The organism is Salipiger sp. 1_MG-2023 (assembly GCF_030547555.1).
Classification (GTDB): Bacteria; Pseudomonadota; Alphaproteobacteria; order Rhodobacterales; family Rhodobacteraceae; genus Salipiger.
This window is the reverse complement of record NZ_JAUOQN010000005.1, coordinates 102,879-126,664: the sequence shown is the minus strand read 5'-3', so window position 1 is coordinate 126,664 and position 23,786 is coordinate 102,879. Positions and strand designations below refer to the sequence as shown.

22 protein-coding genes are annotated in these 23,786 nt (G+C 65.3%); 15 read left to right on the top strand and 7 right to left on the bottom strand.

Annotated features, from left to right (window positions below; genetic code table 11):
- Window positions 1–27: 27 nt before the first annotated feature.
- Window positions 28–486 (top strand): MarR family winged helix-turn-helix transcriptional regulator, encoded by a 459-nt coding sequence (locus Q4543_RS04490; RefSeq protein WP_303436571.1) that lies wholly within the window; start codon window positions 28–30, stop codon window positions 484–486.
- A 4-nt stretch (window positions 487–490) separates the two neighbouring features.
- On the opposite strand, the gene Q4543_RS04485 is transcribed toward Q4543_RS04490, so the two are convergent.
- The 6 genes from Q4543_RS04485 to Q4543_RS04460 form a co-directional block, all read right to left on the bottom strand.
- A complete protein-coding gene (locus tag Q4543_RS04485) occupies window positions 491–1,357 on the bottom strand; it encodes a dioxygenase (RefSeq protein WP_303436569.1) in 867 nt (288 codons plus the stop codon).
- Window positions 1,358–1,366: 9 nt separating this feature from the next.
- The gene (locus Q4543_RS04480; RefSeq protein ID WP_303436568.1) at window positions 1,367–2,671 is read right to left on the bottom strand and encodes a TRAP transporter large permease; all 1,305 of its coding nucleotides are present in this window, start codon (window positions 2,669–2,671) and stop codon (window positions 1,367–1,369) included.
- The gene (locus tag Q4543_RS04475) at window positions 2,668–3,228 is read right to left on the bottom strand and encodes a TRAP transporter small permease subunit (protein ID WP_303436566.1); all 561 of its coding nucleotides are present in this window, start codon (window positions 3,226–3,228) and stop codon (window positions 2,668–2,670) included. Before Q4543_RS04475 ends, Q4543_RS04480 begins: the two co-directional genes overlap by 4 nt.
- Complete coding sequence (locus Q4543_RS04470) at window positions 3,225–4,292, bottom strand: C4-dicarboxylate TRAP transporter substrate-binding protein (RefSeq protein WP_303436565.1); 1,068 nt, start codon at window positions 4,290–4,292, stop codon at window positions 3,225–3,227. Before Q4543_RS04470 ends, Q4543_RS04475 begins: the two co-directional genes overlap by 4 nt.
- A 100-nt stretch (window positions 4,293–4,392) precedes the next feature.
- Window positions 4,393–5,043 (bottom strand): malonic semialdehyde reductase, encoded by a 651-nt coding sequence (locus Q4543_RS04465; protein WP_303436564.1) that lies wholly within the window; start codon window positions 5,041–5,043, stop codon window positions 4,393–4,395.
- Window positions 5,040–5,912: a fumarylacetoacetate hydrolase family protein gene (locus tag Q4543_RS04460; RefSeq protein ID WP_303436563.1), complete on the bottom strand. Its 873-nt coding sequence runs from the start codon at window positions 5,910–5,912 to the stop codon at window positions 5,040–5,042. Before Q4543_RS04460 ends, Q4543_RS04465 begins: the two co-directional genes overlap by 4 nt.
- 83 nt (window positions 5,913–5,995) lie before the next feature.
- On the opposite strand from Q4543_RS04460, the gene Q4543_RS04455 reads away from it, so the two are divergent.
- The 7 genes from Q4543_RS04455 to Q4543_RS04425 all read left to right on the top strand — a co-directional run bounded on the left by Q4543_RS04455 (window position 5,996) and on the right by Q4543_RS04425 (window position 12,825).
- The gene (locus tag Q4543_RS04455; RefSeq protein WP_303436562.1) at window positions 5,996–6,382 is read left to right on the top strand and encodes a YciI family protein; all 387 of its coding nucleotides are present in this window, start codon (window positions 5,996–5,998) and stop codon (window positions 6,380–6,382) included.
- 87 nt (window positions 6,383–6,469) lie between these two features.
- Window positions 6,470–7,762 carry a malonyl-CoA decarboxylase gene (locus tag Q4543_RS04450; protein ID WP_303436561.1) on the top strand — a complete coding sequence of 431 codons (1,293 nt, stop codon included), beginning with the start codon at window positions 6,470–6,472 and terminating at the stop codon, window positions 7,760–7,762.
- Between the two features lie 9 nt (window positions 7,763–7,771).
- Window positions 7,772–9,280 (top strand): malonyl-CoA synthase, encoded by a 1,509-nt coding sequence (locus Q4543_RS04445; RefSeq protein WP_303436560.1) that lies wholly within the window; start codon window positions 7,772–7,774, stop codon window positions 9,278–9,280.
- 35 nt (window positions 9,281–9,315) lie between these two features.
- A complete protein-coding gene (dctP, locus tag Q4543_RS04440) occupies window positions 9,316–10,341 on the top strand; it encodes a TRAP transporter substrate-binding protein DctP (RefSeq protein WP_216003833.1) in 1,026 nt (341 codons plus the stop codon).
- 54 nt (window positions 10,342–10,395) lie between these two features.
- Window positions 10,396–10,998 carry a TRAP transporter small permease gene (locus Q4543_RS04435; protein WP_303436559.1) on the top strand — a complete coding sequence of 201 codons (603 nt, stop codon included), beginning with the start codon at window positions 10,396–10,398 and terminating at the stop codon, window positions 10,996–10,998.
- Between the two features lies 1 nt (window position 10,999).
- On the top strand, window positions 11,000–12,328 hold the full coding sequence (locus tag Q4543_RS04430; RefSeq protein WP_303436558.1) for a TRAP transporter large permease: 1,329 nt from the start codon (window positions 11,000–11,002) through the stop codon (window positions 12,326–12,328).
- An 11-nt stretch (window positions 12,329–12,339) separates the two neighbouring features.
- Window positions 12,340–12,825: a heme-binding protein gene (locus tag Q4543_RS04425; protein ID WP_303436557.1), complete on the top strand. Its 486-nt coding sequence runs from the start codon at window positions 12,340–12,342 to the stop codon at window positions 12,823–12,825.
- Window positions 12,826–13,094: 269 nt separating this feature from the next.
- Here Q4543_RS04425 and Q4543_RS04420 read toward each other — a convergent pair whose 3' ends face one another.
- Window positions 13,095–13,772 carry a GntR family transcriptional regulator gene (locus tag Q4543_RS04420; protein ID WP_303436556.1) on the bottom strand — a complete coding sequence of 226 codons (678 nt, stop codon included), beginning with the start codon at window positions 13,770–13,772 and terminating at the stop codon, window positions 13,095–13,097.
- A gap of 116 nt (window positions 13,773–13,888) precedes the next feature.
- Here Q4543_RS04420 and Q4543_RS04415 point away from each other — a divergent pair, with 116 nt between their 5' ends.
- From Q4543_RS04415 to Q4543_RS04385, 7 genes are read left to right on the top strand one after another with little or no spacing between them, the layout of a single operon-like run.
- Complete coding sequence (locus Q4543_RS04415; protein ID WP_303436555.1) at window positions 13,889–15,988, top strand: hydantoinase/oxoprolinase family protein; 2,100 nt, start codon at window positions 13,889–13,891, stop codon at window positions 15,986–15,988.
- Window positions 15,985–17,574: a hydantoinase B/oxoprolinase family protein gene (locus tag Q4543_RS04410; RefSeq protein WP_303436554.1), complete on the top strand. Its 1,590-nt coding sequence runs from the start codon at window positions 15,985–15,987 to the stop codon at window positions 17,572–17,574. Before Q4543_RS04415 ends, Q4543_RS04410 begins: the two co-directional genes overlap by 4 nt.
- Before the next feature lie 60 nt (window positions 17,575–17,634).
- Window positions 17,635–19,167 carry an ABC transporter substrate-binding protein gene (locus Q4543_RS04405; protein ID WP_303436552.1) on the top strand — a complete coding sequence of 511 codons (1,533 nt, stop codon included), beginning with the start codon at window positions 17,635–17,637 and terminating at the stop codon, window positions 19,165–19,167.
- 9 nt (window positions 19,168–19,176) lie between these two features.
- Window positions 19,177–20,133 carry an ABC transporter permease gene (locus Q4543_RS04400; protein WP_303436551.1) on the top strand — a complete coding sequence of 319 codons (957 nt, stop codon included), beginning with the start codon at window positions 19,177–19,179 and terminating at the stop codon, window positions 20,131–20,133.
- Window position 20,134: 1 nt separating this feature from the next.
- Complete coding sequence (locus Q4543_RS04395; protein WP_303436550.1) at window positions 20,135–21,985, top strand: dipeptide/oligopeptide/nickel ABC transporter permease/ATP-binding protein; 1,851 nt, start codon at window positions 20,135–20,137, stop codon at window positions 21,983–21,985.
- Window positions 21,982–22,977 (top strand): ABC transporter ATP-binding protein, encoded by a 996-nt coding sequence (locus Q4543_RS04390; protein WP_303436549.1) that lies wholly within the window; start codon window positions 21,982–21,984, stop codon window positions 22,975–22,977. Before Q4543_RS04395 ends, Q4543_RS04390 begins: the two co-directional genes overlap by 4 nt.
- Entirely contained in the window at window positions 22,974–23,687 is a 714-nt protein-coding gene (locus Q4543_RS04385) for an SDR family NAD(P)-dependent oxidoreductase (protein WP_303436548.1), read from the top strand. The genes Q4543_RS04390 and Q4543_RS04385 overlap by 4 nt, the downstream gene beginning before the upstream one ends.
- The last annotated feature ends 99 nt before the right edge of the window (window positions 23,688–23,786 follow it).

Sequence of the window (23,786 nt, the reverse complement as noted above, 5' to 3'; positions counted from 1 at the left end):
TTTACTTAGTATGCTATCTATATCAGAATGAACAGCCGACGCTACCTTTTTCATCTTCTGCTGCATTCCGCCGATCTGATCGAGGCAGAGCTTGCCGCGCGGCTGCATCCCCTTGGGCTGCGCCCGCGTCAGGCGCTGGTGATCGATGGGCTGGCCCGCATGGGCACGGTGTCGCAGGCGCGGCTGGCGCGGGAATTCACCGTGACGCAGGCCAGCATGAGCACGATGACCGCGCGGTTGATCTCGGGGGGGTATATCCTGCGCCGCGCCGATCCCGAAGACGCGCGCGGCAATCTGCTGAGCCTGAGCGATAAGGGCTGCGCGCTGCTTTCGCAAATCCATCAGGTCTGGGCCGAGATCGACGCGCTTGGCGCGCAAACCCTTGGGGCCGAACGTTACGACGCCCTGATGCAGGGCGCCGGGGCACTGCGCGACGGGCTTGGCGGGGTGCGTCCGGGCGACGTGGAGACGCCGCCCGAACAGTGACGCCCTAGCGCGCCACGAGTTTGAAATCGAAATCCACCCGCGACCACGCGTCATTGACCTTGCCCGACAGGGCGAAGCCCTCGGGAAAGCTTCCCGCCGGTTGTGGCGCGTAATGCATCACCAGATCTTCGCGCACGCCGAACACCGTATCCTGATCAAGATAGGGATCATCGGCCGGGAACACCTCGGTCACCAGATCGCGAAAGCCGGGCGCCTTGATGATGAAATGCAGGTGCGAAGGCCGCCACGGATGGCGCCCCGCCGCGTCGAGGATCTGGCCCACCGGGCCATCGGTCGGCACGGTGTATTCGACCGGGCGCACCGTGGTGAAAGCGTAATAGCCATCTTCATCGGTGGTCATCAGCCCGTGAAACGACATGATGTCCTGATCCGGGTCCTGGCTGGAATACAGCCCATTGGGTGCGGTCTGCCAGATATCCAGCTGCGCGTGCGGGATCGGCCTGCCGTTCAGGTCGCGAACATGGCCCTGCACCAGCACCACCTCGCCGGGGAAATCGGCGCGCAGGTCGGCGCCAAGCGCCATGGGCGGCGCATCTGACACATGGAACGGCCCCAGCACGCTGGAACTGGTGGCGCCGGGGTGCGAATTGATCATGTCGACCAGCGACGACAGCCCCAGCACATCCGACATCAGCACGAATTCGTTGCGCTCGGGCGTGGTGATCTGCCCGGCCCATTCCATCGCCTTCAGCCCGGCGCGCCATTCGTCATGGGTCAGCCCGACCTCTTTGGTGAAGGCGTGCAGATGGCGGGCCAGCGCGCCCATGATCTCGGCAAAGCGCGGATCGGTGTCGGGGCCGAAATAGCCGGTGAAGACCTCGGTGATATTGTCGGGTGTTACGTTGCGCATGTCAGCTCCTTACAGAAGGGCAAGGGAAAGAGAGGGAAGGGCGATCAGCAGCGCCAGCACCAGCAGCATCACCCCCGCAAAGGGCAGCGCGCCCATGAACACGTCCTTGAGCGTGATGCGCGGGTCATCCAGCGTCGCCTTGATGACGAAGCAGGAAATCCCCAAAGGCGGTGTCAGCAGGCCGATTTCAGCCCCTATGACGGTGATGATGCCAAACCACACAAGGCTAAGGCCCATGGGTTCGATCAGCGGCAGGAACAGCGGCACCACGATCAGAATGATCGACGAGGTGTCGAGGATGGTGCCCAGAAACAGCATCAGGATCACATAGAACACCATGATCAGCACGAAGCTGAAATCGCTGGCGGCAAGGATCGCCTCAAGCTCGCGGGGCAATCCGGCAAGGCCCAGCATCCGGCTGTAGATCGACGCGGCGGTGATCAGGAACAGGATCGCGGCGGTGATATGGCCGGTTTCGATCAGCGTCTCCCAGAGGTTGCGCCACGACATGGTCCGGCGCACCGCCGCGATGATCAGCCCCAGCGCCGCGCCCGCCGCGCCCGCCTCGACCGGGGTCATCCAGCCCAGATAGATGCCGCCGATCACGGTGACGATCAGCAACAGCATCGGCAAGGTGCGGCTGGCGACCTCGCGCCACGGCATCGGCTCGTAATCATCCGCCGGGCGCCCGCCAACAAAGCCCGGCGTAAAGCGGCCCATCAGCCAGATCGCACCGATATAGGCGACGGTCAGCATCAGGCCGGGGATGACACCGGCGATGAACATCTCGCCCACCGATTGTTCGGCGACAAAAGAATAGATGATCAGCATCGCCGAGGGCGGGATGATCATGCCCAGCACCGACGAGCCCGCCACGACCCCCACCGCAAAGCGCGGGTTGTAATCGTATTTCTGCATCTCGGGGACGGCGACCTTGGCAAACACCGAGGCCGAGGCGATGGAGCTTCCCGTGACGGCGGCAAAGGCGGCGTTGGCCCCCACCGTGGCCATGCCGATGCCGCCCTTCACCCGCCGAAATCCCGATGACATGACGGCATAGATATCCGTCCCGAGCCCGGCCTTGGACACCACCAGCCCCATGAAGCTGAACAGTGGAATCGTGGCAAAGGGGTATTCCATCGCGCTTTCGCCGATGGTGATCTTCAGCAGGTTCATCGCCAGCGTGAAGTTGTCGCGCATCAGCCAGATCGAGACAAACGATACGGCGGTCAGCGCGATGGGGATATAAACGCCCAGATAGATCAGCAGCACGATGGCTCCGACCGAGATGGCGCCGACTTCGATGGGGGTCAAGGCTCTTGCTCCGGTCCGGGTCTGAGGGTTTTGAGGGCGAAGATGATCGCGCACAGGGCCGTGCTGGCCAGAACGGTCAGCTTGATCGGCCACCACGGGGCGGTGAACACGCCCGGAATGCCGAAGTAATCCTGCGAATGCCACATCTCGATGAACAGCGGGAAAGAGGCGATGGCGAGCAGCGCCATGATGGCAAAGGACAACAGGTCGATCAGCCGTTGCAGCAGGCTTGCGGCGCGCGGGGCGCGGATGGCCAGCATCCCCAGAAACCCGTCAGAGCGGGTCAGCCGCCCGGCCCGGATCACGTCGGGCAGTTGCAGGAACACGATCAGGACCATGGCGAATTGCACCAGCTCGATGGTGCCATGCAGCGGGCGGTTGGCCAGCGTGCGCGCCAGCATGTCGTAATTCACCACCACCACCAGCGCGAGCACCACCAGCGTGCCCGTCGCGTTCGCCCCCAGCGCCGTGCCGCGCACCAGCGTTGACAGCGTGCCGTGCAGCCGCCGGTAGCCTTTCGCTACCGGCGCGCCGCCTTGATCAGGGGCGCCTGTCACTGCCCGAGGCCTGCCGTCCAGTCGCGCAGCGGTGCGTCATCGCCGCTGAGCTTGTCCAGATAGGCCGCCAGCATCGCCGATCCGGGTTGCCCGTTGGCATCCAGATCCGCCGCCCATTCCGCCGCGATGTCGGGAAGCGATGCCGCCCATGCGCCGCGTTGCTCGGCGCTCATCTGCACGATTTCTCCGCCCGCAGCGGTATAGGCCTCGCGGGCTTCGGCGGCGCGGTCCATCGCCACTTCGGCGACGTGATCGCGGTAGGCGGCGGCGCTTTCGCGGATCGCGGTCTGAACCTCTTCGGGCAGGGCGTTCCAGAAATCCTTGTTGGCGGACAGGGTCTTGGTGTTCACCGCGCCCAGATCGGCGGCCAGCATGTACGGCCCCACCTCGGAGATCTTGAAGGTTGCCGCCGCCTCGGGCCAGAGCATCGCATGTTCGACCATCCCGGTTTGCAGCATGTTGTAGAAATCGGTCAGCCCGCCGCGCACACCGGCGGCGCCGGGGATGCCCTCGACGTAGCGCAGGTTCATGCCCGCGCCCGCGATCTTGGCGCCTTCGAGATCGGACAGCGTTTCGACCCTTTGCGACGAGAACAGCTGATAGGTGTCCAGCACCACGCCGGTGGTCAGGTAGACTTGGTTCTGCGCGTCGAATTCCGCCTGCATGGTGGGGAATTCCTGCGCGATCTCATCCACCGCCCTGGCCACAACGCGGGCATCGGACGAGACAAAGGGCGTCACCGCCGAAATCGCCTGACTGGGCAGTTTCGAGCTGTGAAAGATCGTGGTGACGATGCCGATATCGCCAAGGCCCAGCTGCAACCCTTCGAGCACGCCGCTCGGCTTGACCACGGTGCCGCCGTAGCTTTCGCGCCAGTCGATGCTGTAATTGCCGGTTTGCGCAAGGCGCTTGTCGACCTCTGGAATGAAATATTCGGTCAGCTCCTGCACCCACATGGCGCGGGCCGGGTAGCCATCGATCACGTTGATGGTGATGGACTCCTGCGCAAGCGCGGGCGCAGCCGCCCCCGCAAACAGCAGGGCTGTCACAGTCATGAAACGCATTTGGGGTTCCTCCTCCCGTATGGTTCAAAGTGCCGGATCTGCTCCGGCGGTCGGTGCGATGCGGGCGCGGCTCCTCTTCCGCGCCCGCATCGATGGTTTGTCAGATCACGCTGCACACCTCGTCAAAGCCAAGGCGCGGCAGCTTGCCGAACAGCGCGGTCTCATCGGCGTAGCCAATGTTGCACAGGAAATTCGATTTCCAGCCATTTTCCGCAAAGAATTCCGCATCGACGGCGGCGTTCGAAAACCCAGACATAGCCCCCACGTCCAACCCCAGCGCCCGCGCCGCGATCATGAAATACGCGCCCTGTAGCGATGAATTGCGCAGGGCGGTGATGTCGCAATGCTCGGGCTTGCCCTCGAACAATGGGCGGCGGTCCTCGTGCGGAAAGGTCTGCGGCAGGCGGGTCCAGAACATCGGATCATAGGCGATGATCGTCGTCACCGGGGCCTGCCGCATCTTGGCGATGTTCTTGTCCTTGAGCGCCTTGGCCAGCCGGTCCTTGGCCGCCGCGCTGCGCACATGCACAAACCGCGCTGGCAGCGTGTTCATGCTGGTCGGCCCGTTGATGGTGATCTCGTGCAGTTCGCGCAGTAGGGCGTCGGGCACATCGCGATCGGTCCATGCGTAATGCGAGCGGGCATCGCGCAGGATCAGATCGATCGAGGCCGCATCCAGCGACCCGATGCGCTGGCGCAGCGACCGCACGGCCGCCTGCGCCTGCTGCCGAGGATCGGCAAGCGCCGTCATTGTGCCGCCTTCGCCAGATCCGCCTCGTCCTTGATCGGGCTGGCGCAGATGCCGATGCCTTCGATCTCGATCTCGACCACTTCGCCGGGCTTGAGCCAGCGCGGCCCCGGCTTTTTCGCGTGCCCAACCCCCGGAGGCGTGCCAAGCGCAATAAGATCGCCCGGTTCCAGCGTGGTGAATTCGGACATGATGGCGATGGTCTGCGCCACGCCCCAGATCATGTTGCCGGTGTTCGAGCTTTGCAGGATCTCGTCGCCGACCCGGCTTTCGATCTTCAGCCCCTTGGCGCCTTCGGGCAGGTCTTCGGGGGTGACCACATAGGGGCCGATGGCGCCGGTCTGGTCAAAGTTCTTGCCCGGCGTCCACTGGTGCGTCTTGCGCTGGAAATCGCGCACCGAGCCGTCGTTGAACACGGTATAGCCGAACACGTGATCGAGTGCGTCCGCTTCGGAGATATGCCGCCCGCCCTTGCCGACGATCAGCATCAGCTCGGCCTCATAGTCCAACTGCTCCGAACAGGTCGGGCGCACCAGCGGCGCACCGGCGGCCATGATCGACTGGCGCGTGCGCAGGAACATCGCCGGGTAGTCGGGGATGTCGTAGCCGCCTTCCTTGATGTGTTCGATGTAGTTCAGCCCAAGGCACAGGATCTTGCCCGGCGCATCCACCGGCAGCTCTGGCGTGATCTCGGCCAGCGGCACCGCATTGCCCGTGACCTTCGCCGCCTGTGCCAGCAGATCATCAGAGCCGATCAGCGCCTGCAAATCGCTGCCGATCTGCGGCAGGGCGGCTGTCAGATTGATAGCGGTATCGCCCTCGACGCGGAACACCGACATCTCCCCGCCCATGGTCCCAACCAGAAGTTTCATAGTCTCTCCTCTCACATTTCCCTTTCGTTTGACGACAAAAAAGGTGTATGTCAATAAATATCGATTTTCTGGGAGGAGAAAAGATGCCGGACTGGAAGACATACCAAGACAGCGCCAAGGCCCGCGGGGCGCTGGCGCTTGAGCTGTTCATGGTACACACGGTGCCCATGGCGGGCGGGCCTGCGGTGCCCGAGGTGCTGCCCGCGCATCTGGAGTATCAGCGCAAGCTCGAATCGCAGGGCAGCCTGTTTCTGGCCGGTCCGCTGTCGGATGAGACCGGAACGCAGATCGAGGGCGCCGGGCTGGTGATCCTGCGCGCGGCGTCACTGGAAGAGGCCCGCGCCCTTGCTGACGCCGACCCGATGCACAGCCGCGGCGCGCGCAGCTACACGCTGCGGCGCTGGCTGGTGAACGAAGGCAGCCTGACGCTGACGGTCGGGGTGTCGACCGGGACGGTCGCGCTGTCATGACTGCCCGGGACGGTCGCACTGTCATGACTGCCCGCAGCGGCCGCGCACTCATCACCGCCCCCTCCCTGACCTGACGGAGCACGAGCCATGCAATTGATCCAATCGACCTATCTGATCGACCTGCTGTCCACGATTACCCAGCGCAATCGCCCCGCGCCGCGTGGCAGCGACAGCCGCACCCCGCGCGAGTTGGCCGAGCTGTTGCTGACCGATCTGGGGGATGTGTCCTCGTCCAAGGTGTCGCGCGCCTTGCTGGCGCAGTACCGCGATATGAGCGAGGATCAGAAACACGCCTTCTTCGACATGCTGGCCAGCGATTTCGACATCAACGGCCCGGTGCTGGCCGATCTGGCCCGCGCCTATGGCGAAGACCCCCAGCCCGAGACCCTCGCCGCGCTGACCGAAGCCGCAGAGCCGCGCCGTCAGGAAATCTTTCGCCGTTTGAACCGCGTGCCGGGCGCCACCGCCGATCTGGTCGCCATGCGCTGCGATCTGTTGCGCATGGCAAGAGAGGCGCCGCGCCTTGCGGTTATCGATCAGGATTTCCTGCATCTGTTCCGCTCATGGTTCAATCAGGGCTTTCTGGTGCTGCGCCACATCAACTGGGACAGCCCCGCCAGCATTCTGGAAAAGATCATCGAATACGAGGCGGTCCACGCCATCCACAGCTGGGACGATCTGCGCCGCCGCCTGCTGCCCGAAGACCGGCGCTGCTATGCCTATTTCCACCCGGCCATGCCCGAGGAGCCGCTGATCTTTGTCGAGGTGGCGCTGACCGATGGCGTGGCCGGCAACATTCAGGCGGTGCTTGCCGAAGACCGCCCCGCCCTGCCCGCCAAGCGCATCAACACCGCGGTGTTCTATTCGATTTCCAACTGCCAGAAGGGGCTGCGCGGCATTTCCTTTGGCAATTCGCTGATCAAGCAGGTGGTCGAGGATCTGAAATCCGCGATTCCGGAACTGACCACTTTCGTCACGCTCTCGCCCATTCCGGGCTTTCGCCGCTGGGCCGATCAGCGCCTGTCAGAGCTGCCCGCCGAAGACGCCGCCCGGCTCGCCGAGGCATTGAGAGACCGGGGCGCGGCGCTGCGCCCCTATGTGGCGCAATACCTGATCCGCGAACGCCACCCGCGCGGCGGCCCGCTGGACCCGGTGGCGAAGTTTCACCTCGGCAACGGCGCGCTGGTGCACGAGGTGCATATGGGGGCCGACAAATCCGACAATGGCTTGCGCCAGTCCTGCGGTGCGATGGTCAACTATCTGTACGATCTCGACCAGATCGATGCCAACATCGAGGGCCATTCCACCAAGGGGACCGTCGCCCATGCCCGCGCCCTGGCCCCGCTTTTGAAATCCACCGCCGTTCCGGCCAAGACCTGAGTGAATGCCATGACCAACCATCTCTTCGACCAGCTTTTCGGATACCACGCCGGCAGCGATGCGCCTTTCGTGACGCCTCTGGGGGGCGCGGCGCTCAGTCATGACGATTTTCTGGCGCTGTCTGCGCGCATGGCCAATGTCTTTGTGGCGCAGGGTCTGCAAAAGGGCGACCGCGTGGCGGTGCAGGTGGGCAAATCGGTGCCCGCGCTTGCGATCTATGCCGCCTGCCTGCGCGCCGGTCTGGTGCTGTTGCCGCTCAACACCGGCTACACCGTGTCAGAGCTGGCGTATTTCCTTGGCGATGCCGAACCGGGGCTGGTGATCTGCGATCCCGCCAAGGCCGAGGGGCTGACCCCGATCCTGCCTGCGGGGGCGACGCTTCTGACGCTGGACAATGCGGGCAACGGCAGCCTGATGGATGCCGTCGCGCAGGCCGATGCGCAGCACGACCCGCTGCCCTGCGGGCCGGATGATCTGGCGGCGATCCTGTATACTTCGGGCACCACCGGGCGCAGCAAGGGCGCGATGCTGAGCCATGACAACCTGTTGTCCAACGCCCGCGCCCTGACCAACCTGTGGCGCTTCAGTGCCGAGGATGTGCTGCTGCACGCGCTGCCGATCTTTCACACCCACGGGCTGTTCGTGGCGGTGAATGTCTGCGCGCTGTCGGGGGCGTCGATGCTGTTCCACCCCGGTTTCAACCTTGATGACATCATTGCCGATCTGCCAAAGGCCACAACGCTGATGGGCGTGCCGACCTTTTACACCCGGCTGCTGGACGATCCGCGCTTCACCCCGATGCTGACGCAGCACATGCGGCTGTTCGTGTCGGGCTCGGCGCCGCTTCTGGCGGAAACCCATGAGCAGTTCGAACGGCGCACCGGGCATCGCATCCTTGAACGCTACGGCATGACCGAAACCAACATGAACGTATCCAACCCCTATGAGGGCGAGCGCCGCGCCGGCACGGTTGGCTTTCCGCTCGCGGGCACCGAGCTGCGCATCACCGATCCCACCACCGGCGCACCGCTGCCCGATGGCGAGATCGGCATGATCGAGGTGCGCGGCCCCAATGTGTTCAAGGGCTACTGGCGCATGCCGGAAAAAACCGCCGAGGAACTGCGCGGCAACGGGTTCTTTATCACCGGCGATCTGGGGCGCATCGACGCCGATGGCTACCTGTCCATCGTGGGGCGCCAGAAAGACCTGATCATCTCGGGGGGCTACAACATCTACCCCAAGGAAATCGAGGTGGTGCTGGACGATCTGCCCGGCGTGCTGGAATCCGCCGTGGTCGGCATCCCGGATGCGGATTTCGGCGAGGCGGTGATTGCCGCCGTGGTGCCCGCGCCGGGGGCCACGCCCGACCCCGAGGCGCTGATGGCGCTGCTGCGCCCGCAGCTGGCCCGGTTCAAGCATCCGCGCGCCATCCGCATCGTCGATGAACTGCCGCGCAACACCATGGGCAAGGTGCAAAAGAACCTGCTGCGCGAGGCCTTTGCCGCAACGCCCGCCTGAGCACGGGCACAACACAATCATAGGGAGGAGAAACTATGAGAAACCCCATCATCCTGTCGGCGCTGGCCGCACTGAGCCTGGGCACCGCCGCCCCCGCTGCCAATGTCGACGGCCCGTCGGTGTTCTGGAAAATCTCGATGTATGGCAACGCCCGGGCGCTGACATCCGGGATGGAGGCGCTGGCCGAAAAGGTCGCCGCCGAAACCGACGGCAAGTTCCAGATCCGCATCTTTTACGCCGAACAGCTTGGCCCGGCGCGCGAGGCGCTCGACGCGATCAAGCTCAACGCTTTCGAGGGCGCGGGCATCTGCAATTTCTACCACCCCGGCAAGAACCCGGCGTGGATGGTGTTCTCGCTGCCGTTTTTGCCGATCACCAGCCCGGCGGTGGATCTTTACGTGCGCAAGCGGATGTTCGAACACCCGGCCATCGTCGCGGATATGGAAAAGTGGAACGCGCTGCCCTACGCGTCGGGCCTCTTGCCGCAATACGAGATGATGGGCCGGGGCGAGCCGCCGCAAACGCTCGATGACTGGGCCGGGCTACAGGTGCGCGCGGGCGGCGGGCTTGGCGATGCGATGGAACTGCTCGGGGCAACCAAGCAGACGCTGTCGGCGGGCGAAACCCTGACCGCCTTCCAGAACGGCACGGTCGATGTGGCGGCCTTTCCGTTCACCTATGCGCATGTCGCCTTCAAGATCAATGAAGAGGCCGACTGGTACACCGCCAACCTGTCGCCGGGCTCGTCCGAATGCGGCTGGGTGTTGAACAAGACCGCCTTCGAGGCCCTGCCCGAACAATATCAGGCGCTGGTCTGGGACAACCGCGATCTGGTGCTGGAAACCGAACTGGCCGCCTATGCGGCGCAGGACGAAAAGAACATCCCCCTGTTCGAAAAGACCCTGACCAAGATCGAATATGACGACGCCGCGCTGGAAGAATTCCGCACCCGCGCCGGCAGGCCGATCTGGGACAAATGGGTCGCCGACAATCCCGATTTCGATGCGCAGGGCGTGCTGGATGCCTTCCTTGGTTACGCCAACGAGGCGCACACGCAATAATCCCCTCTGGCGGCGCCACAGCGGGCGCCGCCCCCTGCCCCACGGATTTCCCCGATGACCTACCCCCCTGACACGCGCGGCCCCGGGGCCCGCGCCGACCGGCTGTTGTGCCCGGTCGAAGACGCCACGAACTTTATCGCCGCGCTGTTCGTGTTCGCGCTGATGTGCCTTGGCATTGCGCAGATCGTCATGCGCACGCTGTTTGACATGCCGCTGACCGGCTATGTCGATCTTGTCGAACTGTCGATGGCGGGCATGGCCTTTCTGGGCGCCGCCTATACCCAGCGCATGGGCGCGCATATCCGCATGGAGCTTTTGCTCGGCGCGCTTACAGGGCGCAAATACTGGGCCGCCGAGATCATCGGCGCCGCCGTCGGCATGGCGATCATCGCGGTGCTGATCTGGTACACTGGCGCGCATTTCTGGCGCTCTTATCAGCTGGGCGACACCACGATTGATGCCGAATACCCGGTCTGGCCGTCCAAGCTGGCGGTGCCGGTGGCGTTCTCGATCTGGTTCCTGCGCCTGTCCATTCAATTCGCCGGAGCCATCCGCATGTTCATCGACCCGACCCGCACGCCCATCGGCGTGGCCACCATCAAGGACGTGGCCGAAACCGCCCGCGAAGAGGCGGACGCCGCCACAGAGGAGCGCTGAGATGCTGATCGGACTTGGTTTCGAACACCCGCTCGCCGTTGGCCTGATCGGCGTCGGCCTGTTGATCGTCCTCGTGGTGCTGGGGGTGCGCGTGGTGTTTGCCGCCGCCATCATCGGCCTTGTGGGGCTGGTCGAGCTGATCGGCTGGGGCCCGGCGGCGGGCGTGGTGGGCATCGTGCCGCATGCCAAGGCAACCACCTATGCGCTGTCGGTGCTGCCGATGTTCATCTTCATCGGCTTTGTCGCCTTTCACGCGGGCATGACCACGCAACTGTTTGACGCGGCGCGCAAATGGCTGGGCTGGATGCCCGGTGGCTTGGCGGTTGCGACGGTGTTTGCCACCGCGGGCTTTGCCGCCGTCTCGGGGGCCTCGACCGCGACCTCGGCGGTGTTTGCCCGCGTCGCCATTCCCGAGATGTTGCGCCATGGCTATGACAAGCGCATGTCGGCCGGGGTTGTCGCCGCAGGCGGTACGCTGGCCACGCTGATCCCGCCCTCGGCCATTCTGGTGATCTATGCGATCATCGTCGAAGAATCCGTCGGTCGCTTGCTGCTGGCAGGGTTCCTGCCGGGCTTTGTCTCGGCGCTGGTCTATGCCGCCATCATCGTGGTCTGGGCGCTGCTCAAGCCCGAACAGGCCCCTCGCATCGCCAAAGCCGAGCGCGCCACTTGGCCCGAGCGGATCACATCGCTGCCGCCGCTGCTGCCGATCATGGCGGTGGTGTTCATCATCATCTCAGCGATCTACCAGGGCTGGGCCACCCCGACCGAAGCGGGCGCATTGGGCGCGGGCATCATCTTTTGCGTCGCGCTGGCGCGGGGCACCGGGCTGAAGCCGATCACCGAAAGCCTGATGGAAACCGCCAAGCTGACGGTGATGATCTTCTCGCTGATCTGGGGGGTGACGGTGTTTGTGCGCTTCCTCGGGTTTTCCGGACTGGCCGAAGCCTTCACCAGCCTTGTGGTCGGCATCGATGCGCCGCCCATGGTCATCATGGTGTGCATCCTTCTGGCCTATGCGGTGCTGGGCATGTTCATGGATGCCATCGGCATGCTGCTGCTGACGCTGCCGGTGGTCTACCCCGCCGTGATGGCGCTGGGGTTCGATTCCATCTGGTTCGGCATCATCGTGGTCAAGATGGCCGAGATCTGTCTTGTCACCCCGCCCATCGGGCTCAATTGTTTCGTCGTCGCCGCCGTCAGGCCGGACATATCGCTGCCGGATGTGTTCAGGGGCATCACATGGTTCTTTGTCGCCGACGTCATCACCATCATCGTGCTTCTGGCCTTTCCGGGGATCGTCACCTGGCTGCCGGACCTCATGCGCTGAAAGGAAATCTCATGAAACTTGCCTCTTCGCTTTCCCTCGCTCTGGCGGAAACCATCGTCGACAATGTGCTGGCCATCGGCAAACGCGAGGGGATGAAGCCGCTGACCGTCGTCGCATTGGACAGCGGCGGGCGCATGGTCTGCATGAAAATGTCGGATGGTTGCGGGCTGCTGCGCTTCAACATCGCGCTTGGCAAGGCCTATGGCTCGCTTGGCATGGGGTTTTCAAGCCGCACCATCCGCGACTACCTGTCGGCGCGCCCCGCCTTTCAGAACGCCATCGCGGCGGCCTCCGAAGGGCGGTTCATTCCGGTTCCCGGCGGGGTGCTGATCGAAGACGCAGAGGGCATGACCATCGGCGCCGTCGGGGTCAGCGGCGATGCTTCCGAGCGGGATGAATATTGCGCCATCCACGCCATCCGCGATGCGGGCTATACTTCGAACCCGTTTGACGAAGCGCCCGACTGGCGCGCGGCATCGCTGTCGGACAAGCACTAAAAGCGCGTCGGGGGCGGCGCATCGCCGCCCCCGCAACCGGTTCGCGGCCCGGCGTAAGGATCGCTGCTGCCCGCCTCTGGCTTGGCGCGCCGCCATGGCCCGGCCCTGCCCGATAAAAAATTCGAGCCATGTCATAAATCTTTTGAATTAGACGGGGCCGCCGAAAAGCGGATCAGATCGGGGCAATCCGGCGCGCGCCGGAGCTTGCACAACGCCGGTGGCCCAAGATCATGCTCATCCCTGACTGTTTTCGCCGCCTCCGGTGCCTGTCATCGCTGAAGCGCCGAAACCAGCCGTGGCATCAGATCGAGATGCCGCTTGACCAGATCCACGATGGCGGCTTCGTCATGGGCGCTCAGAGCCGCGATCATCTGGCGATGTTCGTCTTCGATGATGTCGGTCTTGCCGACGCCCTGTTGCAGCGACAGCATCGCCACCCGCGCCAGCGGCGCCTGCAAGCCGTCGAACACCTGTACCAGCACCGTGTTGCCCGCCGCCGCCACAATCGCCTGATGAAACAGCCGGTTGATTTCCACGCAGTCGAGAAAATCATCCGGCGATGTCGCCTCATGCCGCTCGCACAGAACCGTCAGCTCGGCCGGGACGACGCGCCTTTCGCGGCAGATCTTGCGCACGGCATGGGTCTCGACCATCAGCCGCACCTCGTAAAGATCGCGCAATTCCGCAGCGTTCAATCCGCGCACCATCGCGCCCCGGCGCGGGTGCAGTTCCAGATATCCCTCTGCCGCCAGTCGGTTCAGCGCCTCGCGCACAGGCGAGCGCGACACGCCAATCGCCTCGGCCGCCGCCACCTCTTCGATAAAGCCCCCCGGCGGAAAATCACCGTTCAGCAGCTTGGCCCGAATGCCGCGATAGGCCCGTTCGCGGGCCGAAATCCCTTTGGCCGCGTCCGTCTCTGCGCCGCCGCTGCCCTGCTGCCCATTCATTCGTCACCTCACTGCCAAACTCGCCCAGTCCTCGCGGGAAAATAAAACGAGGGCTGGACAGAATCGAATCCCTCTTCTTGTATACACGAAGAAGACACAATGAGGACACACAAGAAATGATGGACGGATCGCAGGATATCGCCCGCAACGGCACCTGGCGCGTCGGCGTCGATTCGGGCGGCACCTTCACCGATGTGTGCATGTTCGACGAAGCCAGCGGGCAGATCGCCATCTGGAAAGTGTCCTCGACCCCCGATGACCCCTCGCGCGGCATTGCGCAGGGCGTGCAGGAAGGCATGAGCGAATGCGCCGGCGGCGGGGCGTCGCCCGCGGCGGCGGTGTCCTATCTGGGCCATGGCACCACGGTCGCCACCAACGCGCTGATCACCCATCGCGGCGCCAAGGTCGGCCTGCTGACCACCGGCGGCTTTCGCGACCTGCTGGAAATCGGCCGCCAGAAACGCCCCGACCTCTACGATCTGTTCGCCGAAAAGCCGCAAACGCTGGTCCCGCGTGAGCTGCGGTTTGAATTGCCCGAGCGGATGCTGCGCAACGGCGATGTCGACGTGCCGCTGGACGAAGAGGCGGTGCGCGCCGCCGCCCGCGCCCTGAAGGAGGCCGGTGTCGAGGCGGTGGCGATCTGCTTTCTCTATGCCTTTGTGAACCCGGCGCATGAACAGGCCGCCCGCCGCATCGTCGAGGAGGAAATGCCCGGCGTGTTCATCTGCGCCAGCCATGAAATCGCGCCGGAATTCCGCGAATTCGAACGACTGTCCACCGCGACGGTCAACGCCTATCTCGGCCCGATCATGCACCGCTACATTCACCGGCTGACACCGCGCCTTGCGGATCTGGGCCTGCCGGTCGCACCGCATCTGACGCAATCCAACGGCGGCGTCGTGCGCTTCGAGGTCGCAGCGCAGACCCCGGTGCGCGCGGTGCTGTCCGGCCCCTCGACCGGCGTGGTGGCGGCGCAGGCCATTGCCAACGCATCCGGTCACGGCGACATCATCACCTTTGACATGGGCGGCACCTCTTCGGATGTGGCGCTGATGGCTGGGGGCGAGACCAGCCAGACCAATGAAGCCTCGGTCCACGGCTACCCGATCAAGGCGCCGATGCTCGACATTCACACCGTCGGCGCGGGCGGCGGATCGATCGCGCGCATCGACAGCGGCGGTTTGCTCAAGGTCGGGCCCGAAAGCGCTGGCGCCGATCCCGGCCCGGTCTGCTATGGGCGCGGCGCGACCGAGCCCACCGTGACCGACGCCAATATCGTGTTGCAGGTGCTAAACCCGGTAGAAATTCTTGATGGGCGCATGAAGGTGCATCGCGATATGGCCGTCGCTGCCATTGGCCAGATGGCCGACCAGCTTGGCATGGGCACGATGCAGGTGGCGCAGGGCATCATCTCGGTCGTCACCGCCAATATGGCCAAGGCGATCCGGGTGATTTCCGTGCAGCGTGGCCATGATCCGCGCAACTACGCGCTGATGGCGTTCGGCGGTGCGGGGCCGTTGCATGCGGTGCGGCTGGCGCAGGAATTGCGCATGTCCACGGTGATCATCCCGCGCAGCCCGGGCATTCTTTGCGCTATGGGCCTGCTGCTGACCGACCTGCGCGCCGATTTCTCGGCCACCCGCCTGACCCCGCTGGAAAGCGACAGCCGCGAGACCATCGCCGAGGCCATGGCCCGCGTCGATGCCGATGCCGCCGACTGGTTCACGCAGGAAGCCATTCCCGCAGATCGCCGCGTTCTGACCCGCCGCATCGACATGCGCTATGACGGGCAGAATTACGAGCTGTCGATCCCCCTGCCCGACGGCCCGGTCACCGACGCAACGCTGGACGCGCTGCGCAGCGGCTTCACGCAGGCGCATGAACGGATGTACGGCTTTGCGGTGCCGGAGGAACGCATCCTCTGCGTCACCTTCCGCGCCGAGGCCACCGGCCTTGTGCAAAAGGCCCGGCTGAGCGAGCGCCCCGAGGGCGACGCCGATGCCTCGCCCGCCGTGATCGGGGCGCGCGATGTCTGGTACCCCGAGACCGGCGAATTCACCGAAACGACGCTTTATGCGCGCGACCGTCTGGCGCCGGGCATGGTCTTTGCCGGGCCGGCCATTGTCGAGCAGATGGACACCACAACGCTGATCCCGCCCGGTGTCACCGCCCGCGTCGATGCCATCGACAATCTTATTCTGGAGCTGCCCCGATGAGTGCCACCCCGCTTGATCCGATCTCGGTCGAGGTGATCGGCGCCGCGCTTTCGTCCATCGTCGAGGAAACCGGCGAGGCGCTGGTGCGCGCGTCCTATTCCACCAACATCAAGGAACGGCGCGATTGTTCGACCGCACTGTTCGACCGGCAGGGCCGCACGCTGTGTCAGGCCGAACATATCCCGATCCACCTTGGCAGCTTCCTTGATTTCATCCCGATGCTGCTGGCCGATCATGACGAGGCAGACCTGCGCCCCGGTGACGTGTTTGTCGGCAATGACGCTTATCGCGGCGGTGGCACCCATCTGCCCGACATCGTTCTGGCCGAGCCGATCTTTGTCGATGGCGAACTGGTGGCCTGGACGGTGAACCTTGCCCACCATTCCGATTTCGTCGATCGCGCCCATGCCCATATCTATCAGGAAGGGCTGCGCATTCCGCCGATCCGTCTCTACCGCGCGGGCGAGCTGCAAAAGGATGTGCAGGAAATCATCCTGCTGAACTGTCAGGTGCCGCGCGAGCGGCTGTCGGACCTGCGCGCCCAGATGGCCGCCAACCGCGTCGGCGTGGCGCGGTTTCAGGAGCTTTGCGCCCGCTATGGCACCGACACGGTGCTGGCCTCGGGCGAGGCGCTGCTGGATTACGCCGAACGCAAGATGCGCGCCGGGATCGCGGCGCTGCCCGATGGCAGCTGGCGGTTCGAAGACGTGTTCGACAATCTCGATTTCGACGAGCCAATCCCCTTTGCCGTTACGGTGACGGTGGCGGGCGACGAGCTGAGCCTTGATTTCGAGGCCCCCGCCCAGATCCGCGCGCCGATCAACATGACCCGCACCGCGCTGCTGGCCACGGTCTATTACATCGTCAAATCGGTGATCGACCCCACGGTGCTGCCCAATGCGGGCCTTGCGCGCCCGCTGACGGTGCGCGCGCCGCACGGCTCGATCCTCAACTGTGCCCACCCCGCGGCGGTCAATGGCCGGGTGCAGACCTGCCAGCGGGTTGCGGACCTGATCCTTGGGGCGCTGGCGCAGGCGGTGCCAGAGCGCGTGTCGGCCTGCACCAATTCGACCTGCTCGGTCGCGGTGTTCTCGGGCACCCGCCAGTCGGGGCCGGATGCGGGCAGCTATTGGGTGTACCTTGAAACCATCGGCGGCGGCGGCGGCGCGCGTCCCACCGCCGACGGGCTGGACGGCATCCATGTGCACGCCACCAACACATCGAACCTGCCGGTCGAGGCGCTGGAAGGCGAATACCCCCTGATCCTTGAACGCTACGAGCTGGTCGACGGCTCGGGCGGTGCGGGCAAGCATCGCGGCGGCATGGGGCTGCGCCGGGTGTACCGCGCCACCGAAGACTGCATGGTGCACGTCGATGTGTCGCGCAACAAATCCCGGTCCTGGGGGCTGAAGGGCGGCGACGCGGGCGGTCACGGCAGCTATGTCACCAGCCCGGATTGCGATCCGTTCGAGCGCGGCTACGGCACGTTGCGCGCCGGCGAATGGCTGGAAATCATCACCCCCGGCGGGGGCGGCTATGGCGTGGCGGACCAAAAAGACAACGCAGCGCCGATCGCGGCAGAATAACCAATTAAAACCCTCGGGGCCGTCAAGAGCCTGCAACAAAACCGACAAGGAGACTGGACCATGACGACCAAGATGAACCGGCGCGGCTTTCTGGCGACCACTGGCGCGGCGGCTGGAACGCTGAGCTTTCTGGGCACCAAGGGCGCCTTTGCACAGGATGGCGGCACGCTGCGTTTCGGGCTGTCGGCCTATCCGCCCAGCTTTGACATCTGGACCTCTAGCGGCACGGCGGCGGGCACCATCAAGATGATGTGCCACCGCGGCCTCGTGGGCTATGACAAGGACGGCGTCATGCAGGGCGAACTGGCCGAAAGCTGGGAAGTGTCCGAGGCGGGCGACTGGACCTTCCACCTGCGCGACGCGCTGTGGCACGATGGCACCCCCGTCACCGCCGAAGACGTCGCCTGGACCGTGCTCGAGGCGCAAAAGCCGGATTCGGCCGCCTATCTTCAGGGCCAGCTTGCCAGCATCACCTCGGTGGAAACCCCCGACGCCAAGACCGTCATCATGAAGACCGCCGAACCGCAGGCGGTGCTGCCGGGCTGGTTTGCCAACTACAACATGTGCATCGCCAAGAAGGGCTCTGAACGCGACAGCCTGATGGGCGCGGGGCCGTTCAAGCTGGCCTCGGTGGATCGCGGCGTGTCGATCAGCGTCGTCGCCAACCCTGATTACTACAAGGAGGGCATGCCCAAGGTCGCGGGCATCGACGCCATCGTCTATGCCGATGAAAACCTGCGCGTCGCGGCGCTGGAAGCGGGCGATGTCGATGTGGTCGAATACGTGCCGTGGCAGGCCATGGCGCAAATTGGCGACAACGCCGAATTGCAGCTCGACACCACCTTCGGGCCGTTCATGTACCTGACCTTCAACGCCACCAAGGCGCCGTTCGACAACCCGCTGGTGCGCCGGGCCATCGGGCACGCCATCAAGCGCGAAGACATCGCCGCCGCCGCGTTTTACGAACGGGGCGCGCCGCTGGAACATCTGCCGATCGCCGATGCGTCGGAATTCTACAACGCCGATCTGGCCAACGAATGGTCCTATGATCCCGAAAAGGCCAAGGCGCTGCTGGCCGAGGCGGGCTATCCCGACGGCTTTGACTGCACCATGCTGTCGACCGCGCAATACGGCATGCACCAATCCACCGCCGAGGTCTGTCAGGCCTATCTGTCGATGATCGGCGTCAACGTCACGCTGGACCTGCCCGAATGGTCGACCCGGGTGAAAAAGGGCAACGAGGGCGCCTATGACATCGCCGTCATGGGCACGGCGGCCGACAACAACGACCCCGACGGGCTTGCCAATGTGGTCGATGGCGCGCTGCCGCTGAGCTATGTGCGCAGCTACGGGCTGGAAACCCCCGAGATCTCGGCGCTTTTCGCCAAGGGGCGCGCCAGTTTCGACACCGAAGAGCGCAAGGCGATCTACAAGGAACTGGAACAGATCGCCATCGACACCGCGCCGATCATGGGCCTGTGCTGGCGTGAACAGGGCTACGGCCTTGCCGGCAATGTCAGCGGGTTCTCCAACATGCCCGGCCAGCTGACCTTCTATTCCGGCTTCACGCTGGAAGCGGCGATGCTCGGGTAAGCGGAACCGATGCTCAGATACATTGCTTTCAGAAGCCTTGTCGCGCTGTTCCTTGTCTGGATCGTGGTGACAATCGTCTTTCTTCTTTTGCACCTGATCCCCGGCGATCCGGCGGAATTGCTGCTCAGTGGCGGCAACGTCGCCGCCGATCCGCAGGCGGTGGCGGCGATGAGGGAAAAGATGGGGCTGAACGCTCCGCTCTGGCAGCAGTATCTGGACCATATGGCCGGAGTGCTTTCCGGTGATCTCGGCGTGTCGTTTCGCGACGGCGCGCCGGTGATCGAACAGATCGCCCTGCGCCTGCCCCGCACGCTCGAGGTGATCATCGCCGCCGCGCTGATCGCCACCGGCATCGGCGTGCCGCTGGGCACCTACGCGGCGATCCGCGCCGATGGCAAGGCGGATGCGGTGATCTCGCTATTCGCATCGGCGGCGCTGTCGACGCCGGTGTTTGTGGTCGGTTCGGTGGTGATCCTGATCTTTGCGCAGCAATTGCGCTGGTTGCCCGCCGGGGGGTTCGTGGCCTTTACCGAAGACCCTGCCGAACATCTCAAACTACTGCTCTTGCCCGCCGGTACCGTCGCGCTGAGCCTGCTGGCGGTGATCACGAGGATGAGCCGCGCCTCGGTGCTCGAGGTGCTGCAACGCGACTATGTGCGCACCGCCCGCGCCAAGGGCCTGCCGGTGCGCGCCGTGCTGCGCCGCCACGTGGTGCGCAATGCGCTGATCCCGGTGCTGACGGTGCTGGGGCTGGAAATGGGCACCCTGATCGGAGGCACCGTTCTGGTGGAATTCGTCTTCAACTGGCCGGGTCTGTCCGGCTACCTCGTCTCGGCCGTCGATGCGCGCGATTACCCCGAGGTGGTGGGGATCGTGATGACCATCTCGGTGCTGTTCGTCTTGCTCAACCTCGTGGTCGATGTGGTGAATGCCGCGCTTGATCCGCGCATTTCGCTGGGGCGCTAAGATGAAAAGATCGACACGCAAACTGATCGTTCCGGGCGCAATCGTTGCGCTGGTTTTCGCGCTGGTGGTGCTGGCCCCGGTGTTGCCGCTGCAAGACGTACGCGGCATGGATATTCCGAACCGCTTCTCGGGGCCATCCGCCGCCCACTGGCTGGGCCAGGACGGGTTTGGCCGCGATGTGATGTCCCGGCTGATCTGGGGCGGGCGGGCCTCGTTGTTCATCGCTGTGGGCTCGGCCTTGCTGGCCGCCATCGCGGGGACGATGCTGGGCCTGCTGGGGGGGTATTTTCGCGGCGTGGTGGAATTGTTCACCGTGCGCGCGGTGGAAATCATCCTGTGCCTGCCGCCGCTGTTGCTGGCGCTGCTGGTGGTGGCGATCCTTGGGGCGGGGACATGGCCGCTGATCCTCGCGCTGACCATTCTCTATACGCCCAATTACACCCGCGTGGTCTATGCGGCGACGCAGCAGGTGCGCAGCCTTGATTTCGTCACCGCGCAGCAGGCGATGGGCACGCATCCGCTGAAGATCCTGCTGCGCACCATCCTGCCCAACGTGCTGCCGCCGCTGCTGGTGCAGATGTCGCTGGTGGTGGCCTCGGCCATGGTGATCGAAAGCGGGCTGTCGTTTCTGGGCCTTGGCGTGGTGCCGCCGACCCCGTCCTGGGGCCTGATGATCCGCGAGGCGCGCGGCGCGATGGAACTGGCCCCCCTGCTGCTGGTCTGGCCGTCGCTGGCGCTGGCGGGCACCATCCTGACCTTCAACCTTTTGTGCGACCGGCTGCAATCGGCGCTGGACCCGCGCGCCATCACTGCGGGCGGCGCGCTGTGGCTGCGCCCGCGCGGCCCGAAGAAACCGCTGACGCCGCTTCCTGCGCCGCAGGATGCCCCGCTGCTGGAGATCACCGATCTGTCGATCGCCGCCCGTGACCTTGAACTGGTGCGCCGCGTCACGCTCAGCGTGCGTCCCGGCGAGACCATGGCGCTGGTCGGTGAAAGCGGTTCTGGCAAGACGCTGACCGGGCTAGCGATGACCGGCCTGCTGCCCGACACGCTGCGGCTGACCGGCGGATCGGCGCTCTATACCCGCCGCGACGGGACGCGCATCGACCTTGCCACGCTTGACGAAGAGGCGATGCGCCAGTTGCGCGGCGATGAAATCTCGATGGTGTTTCAGGATGCGGCGGCCTCGCTCAACCCGGTGCTGCGCATCGGCGATCAGGTGGCCGAGGCGATCACCGCGCATGCGAACCTGTCGGGCGAGGCGCTGAGCGCGCGCGTCGTGGCGCTGTTGCGACAGGTCGGCATTCCCGATCCCGAACGCCGCCTGCGCGCCTACCCGCATGAGCTGTCGGGCGGGCAACGGCAGCGCGCAATGATCGCGGTGGCGATTGCTAGCAACCCCCGCCTGTTGATCGCGGATGAGCCGACCACCGCGCTCGACCCGACCATTCAGGCACAGATCCTTGCGCTGTTCGCGCAGTTGCGCCGCGATACGCCGGGGATGGGGATGATCTTTGTCACCCATGACCTTGCCGTGGTGGCCGAAATCGCCGACCGCGTGACGGTGATGTACGCCGGCGAAATCGTCGAAGAAGGCCCGGTGGCCGAGGTCTTTGCCCGGCCTCGCCACCCCTACACCGCCGCGCTGATCGCTTCCGTTCCCGAAAGCGGCGCCACAAGGCTGACCGCCATCCCCGGCGCGGTGCCCTTGCCCCATGCCATGCCGACGGGGTGCCGGTTTGCCCCGCGCTGCGCCCATGCCACGGAGCGCTGCCGCGAGCGCCCCCCCCAAGCCGCATCACCCGCCCCAAACCGCATCACCCGCTGCTTGCGCTGGGAGGAGGTCACATGACCCAAGACACCCCGAACGCCCCCCTGATCGAAGCCAGCCACCTTGGCCGCAACTTCCCGCAGCGCCAAGGGCTGCTGGGCCGGGCCCGCGATGTCTGGGCGGTGAATGACGTAAGCCTCAGCGTGGCCAAGGGGGAAACCGTTGGTGTCGTTGGCGAATCCGGCTGCGGCAAGTCTACGCTCGGGCGCATCCTGATGGGGCTCGACGCGCCGTCTCGCGGTGGCGTGCGCTTTGACGGGCGCGACCTTGCCAGCCTGTCCGGGGCGGAACGGCGCAAGCTGTCGCGCCGCATGCAGATGGTGTTTCAGGACCCGTTCGGCTCGCTCGATCCGCGCCGCACCATCGGCGCGCAGATCGCCGACGGGCTGATCACCCACGCCATCGTGCCCCGCGCCGAGGTCAACGCCGAGGTTGCCCGCCTGCTCGAACAGGTCGGCCTGCCCGCGGGGGCCGCCGCCCGCCGCCCGCATGAGTTTTCCGGCGGTCAGCGCCAGCGCATCGCCGTGGCCCGCGCCCTGTCGACCCGCCCCGATTTCATCGTCGCAGACGAGCCGGTCTCGGCGCTCGATGTGTCGATTCAGGCGCAGGTGGTGAACCTACTGATGGATCTGCGCCGCGATCTGGATCTGGCGATGCTGTTCATCAGCCACGATCTGCACGTGGTGCGCCATCTGTGCACGCGGATCGTGGTGATCTATCTGGGACGTATCGTCGAAGAAGGCCCCGCCGAACAGGTGTTCGGCAGCCCCGCGCATCCCTATACCCGGGCGCTGCTGGCGGCGACGCCCTCGTTGCATCCGCGCGCCGACAGCGCCGATGGCGTATTGCCCGGAGACCTGCCCAGCCCCGCCAACCCGCCCTCGGGCTGTGCGTTTCGCACCCGCTGCCCGCTGGCCGAAGACGCCTGTGCGCAGGCCGTGCCGCCGCTGACGTCGGTCGGCACCGGCTGGAACGCCGCCTGTATCAAGGCCACACCCGGAGGAAAGCCATGACCCCTGTTGCGATGATCACCGGCGGCAGCCGCGGCATCGGGGCCGCCATCGCGCATGATCTGGCGGGGCGCGGCTATCGCTTGGCGCTGGGGCTGCGCGACACTGCTGCGCTGCCCGATGATCTGGCCGCACATGGCCCGCTGGTGGTGGAGTATGAGGCGAGCGACCCAAGCGCCGCCCGCCGCTTTACCGATGCAACCCTCGCGCGCTTTGGCCGCATCGACGCGCTGATCAACAGCGCCGGGATCAGCGGCCCGCTGGAGCTGATGCCCGACACGCCCCAGCCCGATGACGAGATGGAAGCCGCGCTCGAGGCGCTCTTGTCGGTCAATATCAAGGCGCCGTTCCGCCTCACCCGCGCCGCGCTGCCGGCGCTGTGCGCATCGGGACAGGGGCGGGTGATCGTACTGGCCTCGGCCTCGGGGAAACGCGTGCTGGGGCTCAACGCCGGGTACCAGATGACCAAGCACGCCGCCGTGGCGCTGTCTCATGCGGCGCGCCGGGCCGGGTGGGATCAGGGCGTGCGCGCCTGCGCCGTTTGCCCCAGTTTTGTCGCCACCGACATGACCCTGCGCCATGACGAATTGCCCCGCCACGAGATCACCCAGCCGCAGGATCTCGCCCGGCTGGTGGCCGAGGTCATCACCCTGCCCAACAGCGCCAGCGTGTCCGAACTGCTGGTCAACTGGCGCTATGAGCCGGGGCTGTAACCGGCCCCGCGCCCGGAAAATTTCTTCTATCGGGGGGCAACCCGTTTGAATTGGACGCCCCTCGCCATGACCGCTTCAGTGGCCGCAACGAGACATGAC

What these genes read in the sequence shown, in the direction of transcription:
- Q4543_RS04450 (WP_303436561.1), top strand. Translation starts at nt 6,470, where the DNA reads ATGCAATTGATCCAATCGACCTATCTGATCGACCTGCTGTCCACGATT.
- Q4543_RS04490 (WP_303436571.1), top strand. Translation starts at nt 28, where the DNA reads ATGAACAGCCGACGCTACCTTTTTCATCTTCTGCTGCATTCCGCCGAT.
- Q4543_RS04470 (WP_303436565.1), bottom strand. Translation starts at nt 4,292, where the DNA reads ATGCGTTTCATGACTGTGACAGCCCTGCTGTTTGCGGGGGCGGCTGCG.
- Q4543_RS04405 (WP_303436552.1), top strand. Translation starts at nt 17,635, where the DNA reads ATGACGACCAAGATGAACCGGCGCGGCTTTCTGGCGACCACTGGCGCG.
- Q4543_RS04385 (WP_303436548.1), top strand. Translation starts at nt 22,974, where the DNA reads ATGACCCCTGTTGCGATGATCACCGGCGGCAGCCGCGGCATCGGGGCC.
- Q4543_RS04460 (WP_303436563.1), bottom strand. Translation starts at nt 5,912, where the DNA reads ATGAAACTTCTGGTTGGGACCATGGGCGGGGAGATGTCGGTGTTCCGC.
- Q4543_RS04485 (WP_303436569.1), bottom strand. Translation starts at nt 1,357, where the DNA reads ATGCGCAACGTAACACCCGACAATATCACCGAGGTCTTCACCGGCTAT.
- Q4543_RS04430 (WP_303436558.1), top strand. Translation starts at nt 11,000, where the DNA reads ATGCTGATCGGACTTGGTTTCGAACACCCGCTCGCCGTTGGCCTGATC.
- Q4543_RS04465 (WP_303436564.1), bottom strand. Translation starts at nt 5,043, where the DNA reads ATGACGGCGCTTGCCGATCCTCGGCAGCAGGCGCAGGCGGCCGTGCGG.
- Q4543_RS04390 (WP_303436549.1), top strand. Translation starts at nt 21,982, where the DNA reads ATGACCCAAGACACCCCGAACGCCCCCCTGATCGAAGCCAGCCACCTT.
- Q4543_RS04410 (WP_303436554.1), top strand. Translation starts at nt 15,985, where the DNA reads ATGAGTGCCACCCCGCTTGATCCGATCTCGGTCGAGGTGATCGGCGCC.
- dctP (WP_216003833.1), top strand. Translation starts at nt 9,316, where the DNA reads ATGAGAAACCCCATCATCCTGTCGGCGCTGGCCGCACTGAGCCTGGGC.
- Q4543_RS04420 (WP_303436556.1), bottom strand. Translation starts at nt 13,772, where the DNA reads ATGAATGGGCAGCAGGGCAGCGGCGGCGCAGAGACGGACGCGGCCAAA.
- Q4543_RS04435 (WP_303436559.1), top strand. Translation starts at nt 10,396, where the DNA reads ATGACCTACCCCCCTGACACGCGCGGCCCCGGGGCCCGCGCCGACCGG.
- Q4543_RS04445 (WP_303436560.1), top strand. Translation starts at nt 7,772, where the DNA reads ATGACCAACCATCTCTTCGACCAGCTTTTCGGATACCACGCCGGCAGC.
- Q4543_RS04425 (WP_303436557.1), top strand. Translation starts at nt 12,340, where the DNA reads ATGAAACTTGCCTCTTCGCTTTCCCTCGCTCTGGCGGAAACCATCGTC.
- Q4543_RS04415 (WP_303436555.1), top strand. Translation starts at nt 13,889, where the DNA reads ATGATGGACGGATCGCAGGATATCGCCCGCAACGGCACCTGGCGCGTC.
- Q4543_RS04455 (WP_303436562.1), top strand. Translation starts at nt 5,996, where the DNA reads ATGCCGGACTGGAAGACATACCAAGACAGCGCCAAGGCCCGCGGGGCG.
- Q4543_RS04400 (WP_303436551.1), top strand. Translation starts at nt 19,177, where the DNA reads ATGCTCAGATACATTGCTTTCAGAAGCCTTGTCGCGCTGTTCCTTGTC.
- Q4543_RS04395 (WP_303436550.1), top strand. Translation starts at nt 20,135, where the DNA reads ATGAAAAGATCGACACGCAAACTGATCGTTCCGGGCGCAATCGTTGCG.